The sequence below is a fragment of the Sporosarcina sp. P2 genome (assembly GCF_002743255.1).
In the GTDB taxonomy this organism is placed as follows: Bacteria; Bacillota; Bacilli; order Bacillales_A; family Planococcaceae; genus Sporosarcina.
The window spans coordinates 125907-132518 of sequence record NZ_PDYY01000012.1 but is presented as its reverse complement, the minus strand read 5'-3'; the positions used below and the strand labels follow the sequence as shown (position 1 = coordinate 132518).

Sequence of the window (6612 nt, the reverse complement as noted above, 5' to 3'; positions counted from 1 at the left end):
GTTCCCATACCGAACACGGAAGTTAAGCTCTTCAGCGCCGATGGTAGTTGGGGGTTTCCCCCTGTGAGAGTAGGACGTTGCTAGGCATGCGAAGCCATTCCCTTTGGGGAGTGGCTTTTTTGTGTTTAATTATGTAAATGAACTAAGACCGAATTTGGGTGGTCATGGATCTTTGTCAGTCGCTCAATTAATCAGAGCAAGCGCTCTATCGTCTCGCTTATCTGCTCAACGAAGCATATCAAGCGCTCTTTCGCACTGCCTAACCGCCCAATAAAGCACGCGAGGTGCTCTATTGCATTGCTTATCCGCTCAATAAGTCCACTAGCGGCCATATTAGTCCCAGGCAAAGTCACATCAACCAATTACTATCCAAGCGCTCATCCTTTTCACTATTTCTTCTAATAAACAATAAATTTCAATATAAACATTTCATTTAACCTAATAGTCTATAGCTTGTTGGGGTATATTGATAGTAAGACACGTACGATAGCAGAGGAGGGGATTCTATGATCATGACGATAATTAAACGCTTCTTTAAAGAACGCTTTTTTGATCAAGCGGCGCAGAATGCTTATTACTTATTGCTTTCAGTATTACCCTTTTTGCTTGTAGTGCTGTCTATTGTGCAATTCCTGCCTGTGGAAAAGGCTAGTATTTTAGCGTTATTACGTCCATTTGTGCCAGATGAATCTTTTCAACTGATCGAGCAAAGCGTCCAGTCCGTACTCTATAAAAGTCATGGTAAATTGCTTGCACTCAGTGTGCTAGCTGCATTATGGACGACATCGGTCGCGGTACAATCATTTGCCCGTTCATTGGACATTGCGAATCGGAGGCTTCCTCAGCAGCCGCTATGGATGAGTATAATCCGGAATCTTGGCGTAACAATTCTTTTCATGCTAATCGTACCCATGTCGCTATTTTTACCGTTGATTGAAAATCTCATGCATACCGTTATCGCATATTATGATGTACTAGACGCATGGGAAGGTTGGTTGTACATTTGGCCTAATATAAAATGGGGGCTAGGTACATTCTTTTTACTTTTGTTCTTCTTGTTATTTTATCAACTTATGCCGACCGGAAAGATGAGATGGAAAGAAGCGTTGCCGGGTGCATTACTTTCAGCATTTGGCTGGCAGTTCGTGTCCTTATTATTCGGTGAGTATGTATCACGGGTGGATTATTCAAGGCTATATGGACAATTAGCCGGAATTATCATGCTCGTGTTATGGTTTTATTTAACGGCAGTGATTATTATTCTTTCAGGGTTGTTGAATGCAGAGTGTAAAAGAAAGGGACGGTCTAAATGAAGATCTTAGTAGTAGATGACGATATACATATTTTGGAGTTAGTCAGTATTCATTTACGACAGGCAGGGTATACCGTTGTGAAGGCGATGAATGGACTTGAAGCGCTTGAGGTGGTAGATAAGGAATGGCCAGACTTAGCGGTGGTAGATGTGATGATGCCGGGCATGGACGGCTATACGCTAACGAAGAGACTCCGTGAGGATACGGAAATTCCAGTTTTGTTGCTGACGGCTAAAGGTGAGATGGAAGATAAGGAGCGTGGCTTTTTGGCCGGATCGGATGATTATCTTGTGAAGCCGTTTGAGCCGAAAGAGTTATTATTTCGGATCCATGCCATTTTACGACGGTATGACAAAGCAGTGGATCGGATGATTCAGGTCGGTCCTTTGGTGATCAATCGACAGAGTTATGAAGTGGTGCTTGGTTCGAAGTCATTGCTACTTCCATTGAAGGAGTTTGAATTGTTGTCGGTACTGGCTTCTCATCATAGTCAGGTGTTTACACGGGAAGTGTTAGTAGAGCGTGTTTGGGGCTTTGATTATGAGGGGGATGAGCAGACGTTGAGTGTGCACATCAAGCGTTTACGCGATAAGCTCGAGAAGCTTACGAATCAAGTGAAAATTGTAACGATACGTGGTGTTGGTTATAAGCTTGAGGTTTCGGAATGAAGTCGCTGTATGGGAAGTTTCTTGTTATAACGGTTGGTACTATGCTGGCGAGTGCGATTGTAGCATTTCTGGCCGTCAATACATACTATCATCGATACTTAAAGGGTGAGAACGATGCGAAGAATGTTAAAGTTGCCGAGGAGATTGCATTGTTCATTGAAGCGAATGATGGTATAGATTTGCCGGCATACTTCGATATGCTGGCTGGAGTGGGTTATAAATTGCTAGTCAAACCGCCCAACGGCAACTCGGCTGTCTATGGAGAAGCGTTTCGCGATGATAATCTTGAAGATCAAGCGATTCAGAAGGTCTTTAGTGGTGAAGTCTACCATGGAATGCGGGAGCAGAAGGCAGAGACATTTGTAACGGGTTATTTCTCCAATGAGTCCGCTAATACAGTAGGTGTACCTTTTATGTACAAAGGCCAGACGTATGCACTATTTTTGCGACCGGATATTAAAATGCTATTTACGGAAATTCACTATTTACTTGGCGGCATGGTCATTGTCATGGCGATTATTAGTATTCTCACGATGCTAGTTGTGGCTCGTAAGTTGATTGCCCCCATTATCGTGTTGACAAGGGCGACGAAGAAGGTCGGTGAGGAGCAGTTTACGAGCGAGCTGTCGATTGAACGACGTGACGAAATTGGGCAACTGGCAAAAAGTTTTCAACAAATGGTTGATCGTTTGAGTGACAACGACCAGATTCGAAAAGCATTTGTAAGTGATGTGTCACATGATTTTCAGTCACCCCTATTGAATATTAAAGGCTATGCAGACTTATTATCGGACGAAGAGCTGCCAGCTAATGAACGCATACATTATGCAGGAATTATTCAATCAGAAACAGAAAGACTTTCAACTTTGACAAAGCAGTTATTATTGCTGACGTCACTCGATCAACTAGTCTCACCACTGCAGAAAAGAGTATTCCGTGTTGATCAGCAAGTAAAGGAAATAGTTCGGAAGTTCCAGTGGTTATTGCAAGAAAAAGAGATTTCCGTCATGCTCGAAACTGAAGAGGTCACGTATAAAGGTGATCCTGCCTTTCTTGAGAAAGTATGGGAGAATTTATTGTCGAATGCATTGAAGTATTCACCGGATGGAGAAACAATTGATATCCGACTGACTGAGAAGGCAAATGAAATCTGTTTCTCTATTGAAGACACAGGAATCGGCATGTCATATGAAACAAAGAACCGAATATTTGATCGTTTCTATCGTGGGGATCACTCGAGAACGCGTGAAGTAGAAGGAACAGGCTTGGGATTATCTATAGTTGAACAAGTAGTGCGACTTCATGACGGCCGAATAGAAGTAATCAGTGAGTTAGGCTTAGGTACAACATTTATCGTGTATTTACCTACACTGTAACAGTCCGTTCATCTTCCGTTCATCTTGGAGTGTTAGGATAAATGTAGTAAAAGAATGACAGGAGGAATTATAACATGCAAGAAAAGTGGAGTTTACGATTGATTCGTATTGCGGCCATTTTTGGTTTGATTGGAACAGTACTCGGTTCTCATATGGCGGGGGCGGGTTCATACGCATTCCGTCCGATTCACGCGCATATTTTACTTGTTGGTTGGTTGTCAGTGTTTTCATGGGGTGTGTTTTACAAGATTTACCAAGTCCGTGCTAGAAAGCTACTAACATTGCAAGGCTGGACAGGGATCATCGGTGCAATTGGTTTAACAGCGGGTATGTGGTTGCAGTTCATGCAACCCTTCAATGTTAATGAAGTATTCGCGCTTATATTATACATTGTTGGTGGCACTGTATTATTAGTAAGTTTTGCTTTATTCGTAGTTGTAACCTTTATGATCGAGAAAACAACTTCTACACGTCAATAAAAAACCAGGAATCCGGTTAGCGCCGGGTTCTTGGTTTTTTTGTCGAATTATATAGAAATGTTTTTAAAAATAATCAGTTGTTTCAACAAATATTTTATTACTCCTGTGACATAATTGAGCGACCTAACAGATGAAGGAGCGAAAGACTATGACTGCCCGCAATCGGTTTCACCTCATAATGATTTGTTTTACTGTCTTAATCGCTGGGACGTTGTTAATTAAACAAACGGCGAGTTCAGAACAACAGAAGATTGAAACGATAGGAATAGATTATGCTCAGATGAATCAATCTGTAGAAAAAGTGCTAAAAGATATGCCTGAAATAAAAGGAGAGCTGGCGTCTATTCAATCCGGCATCCATACTAGCCAGCTAGACCAATCATTTTCAACAAATAAGACGGAGTTCCGTTTACGCGTGAAAAACAATTTAACTGGACAAGAGCACTCTTCTCCATTTCTAAGGGGGATCGCAGAGAAGCAAACGGATCACTATCAAGATGCTTTGGCAATCGCGGAAGAAGCTTATGGGATTACAGTGACAGAAGATGAGATTGATGCATACATTAAAGAAAATGTTTCAACGATTTGGGATGTGGAAAAAAGAAAGTACGCGAAATCGCTACAATTAACATTAAATGAACTGGACTATCAGTTTGATCGAGACATCTATGTGATGAATGTTCTATGGGAAAGGGTATTACCTATCGTGATGCAAGAGTTTCCGAGACAGCGTGGTGAAAGTGGACATGCATATGGAAAACGATTGAAAGAAGAATTTTTTAGTGGCACAGAAGATTCCGTGTAGAAATTCAATAGTAAAGTCATTCTGTAAAGATAGTTTCTGATTAACTCCCCCATACCATTACCATGTCTAATATCAATTGAAAAACATTGGTTATTGCTATATTATTTCTCGGGAAATTTATTTGGGAAAATTACTATTTATGTAACTCAAAGAGAAATAAAACAAAAACTGTATAGGCTACCTTCCTTTTCCATATATTATCACACACTAACAGGTTAGAATAACCGGACGACAATTGATCCGTGAGTATTCCCTTTACTTTGATCAACATGCAACAATCGCAAGATTCTTTATAATATGTATGAAAAAAATGAATAGACCTTTAACTTTTATCATTTTTCATTTCTGAAAGTGTTCTGATTGCATGTTGAATTCTCTTCTCGATGAAATTCATAGAAATGACGGTGAGAATTCGGGCTGTATGCTATATTAAAGACTACTTTCAAATGAAATGGAGCGCAAAAAATGATGGGAATGGAAGGGATGTTGATTGGTATACAATTTGGTCATGTCCTTACGCTGCTCTTATCTATTGTTACGATACTCAATATCTTGCTATTATCATGGGTTTTGTTTATCGAAAGAAGAGATGTAGGACATACATGGGCGTGGATTATGGTTCTAGTATTCATTCCCATCGTCGGTTTCTTTATTTATCTATTCTTTGGACGCAGTTTAAAACAGAAAAATTTCTATAATCTTTCCATTGCAGAAAGAAAGGCTGAGAAAACGGAAGTTGATAAACAATTATTGCCAGAAAACTTAGCTAGACTTGAAAACAACACCTTACTAAGAAAATATACAGAATTAATTCATATGAATCTGAAGTCATCTCATGCATTGCTTTCTAAAGATAATCATATTGAAATCTTTGACGATGGACATAAAAAGTTTGCTGCATTGTTTGAGGATATTCGGTCGGCTACAAAAGAGGTCAATGTCCAGTATTATATTATTCAATCTGATTCTCTCGGAACCAAGCTGCGTGATCTATTAATTCAAAAGGCGAAAGAGGGAGTTAAGGTCAGACTCTTGTATGATGAAGTAGGCTCCAAGAAAACTCCCCCCAGCTTCTATAATGAATTACGTGCAGCAGGAGGTGGGGTGGAGGTATTCTTTCCATCACTGTTTCGTCTGGTAAACTTTCGGGTCAATAATAGAAACCACCGGAAGCTTTGTATCATTGACGGAGAAATCGCGTATATAGGTGGTTTCAATGTCGGAGACGAGTATCTAGGACTTGATAGGAAGTTTGGTTATTGGCGCGATACGCACTTCAGGATTATAGGCGGTGCGGTCAATCATATTCAAGCGAAATTCATTTTAGATTGGCATCAGGCCAGTAAAAAGGAGCCGGGGGATTGGGGAGATTATTTATTTCAAACCGAAAAACATATAGGCACAAGTCCAGTGCAAATTGTTTCAAGTGGTCCGAATTCTGAGACAGAACATCTGAAGAATATGTATATCAAGTTATTATTGTCTGCTAAAAAAAGTGTCTACATTCAGACGCCGTACTTTATTCCAGATACAAGCTTTATGGATGCCTGCAAAATTGCATTGCTGTCAGGCATCGATGTACAGATAATGATTCCATGTAAGCCTGATCACCCGTTTGTCTACTGGGCTACTTGGTCGTATGTCGGTGATTTGCTTGATTATGGAGCAAAGATATTATTATATGAGAATGGTTTCTTGCATGCGAAAACGATTGTAGTTGATGAAGAAGTGGCGGTAGTAGGTACTATGAATATTGATTCACGTAGTTTCCGATTGAACTTTGAAGTGACTGCGATTGTCTATGATGACAAAGTAGCAGCGCACCTGACTGAGCTGTTCCGTCAAGACTCGGAACGTAGTTCTAAGTTGACGAGGGAACGTTATGAAGAGCGGTCCTTACTGATTAAGTTTAAGCAATCGATTTCACGGTTGTTGTCTCCCGTACTCTAAAGCCGTGAGAAATATAATATA

The 6612-nt window shown here is 40.4% G+C and carries 6 protein-coding genes and 1 rRNA gene; all 7 read left to right on the top strand.

Features of this window, described 5'->3' with window-relative positions; genetic code table 11:
- Window positions 1-86 (top strand): 5S ribosomal RNA (rrf, locus tag CSV67_RS13225); the annotation flags it as partial.
- A gap of 420 nt (window positions 87-506) precedes the next feature.
- Window positions 507-1313, top strand: coding sequence for a YihY/virulence factor BrkB family protein (locus CSV67_RS13220; protein WP_099632062.1), 807 nt, complete (start codon window positions 507-509; stop codon window positions 1311-1313).
- Window positions 1310-1981: a response regulator transcription factor gene (locus tag CSV67_RS13215; RefSeq protein WP_099632061.1), complete on the top strand. Its 672-nt coding sequence runs from the start codon at window positions 1310-1312 to the stop codon at window positions 1979-1981. The genes CSV67_RS13220 and CSV67_RS13215 overlap by 4 nt, the downstream gene beginning before the upstream one ends.
- Window positions 1978-3357 carry a sensor histidine kinase gene (locus CSV67_RS13210; protein ID WP_099632060.1) on the top strand — a complete coding sequence of 460 codons (1380 nt, stop codon included), beginning with the start codon at window positions 1978-1980 and terminating at the stop codon, window positions 3355-3357. Before CSV67_RS13215 ends, CSV67_RS13210 begins: the two co-directional genes overlap by 4 nt.
- A gap of 74 nt (window positions 3358-3431) precedes the next feature.
- Window positions 3432-3836, top strand: a complete 405-nt coding sequence (locus CSV67_RS13205; protein WP_099632059.1) for a hypothetical protein — start codon at window positions 3432-3434, stop codon at window positions 3834-3836.
- A gap of 178 nt (window positions 3837-4014) precedes the next feature.
- Window positions 4015-4641: a hypothetical protein gene (locus tag CSV67_RS13200; RefSeq protein ID WP_158232942.1), complete on the top strand. Its 627-nt coding sequence runs from the start codon at window positions 4015-4017 to the stop codon at window positions 4639-4641.
- Window positions 4642-5136: 495 nt separating this feature from the next.
- Window positions 5137-6591, top strand: a complete 1455-nt coding sequence (cls, locus tag CSV67_RS13195; protein ID WP_099632069.1) for a cardiolipin synthase — start codon at window positions 5137-5139, stop codon at window positions 6589-6591.
- Window positions 6592-6612: the final 21 nt, after the last annotated feature.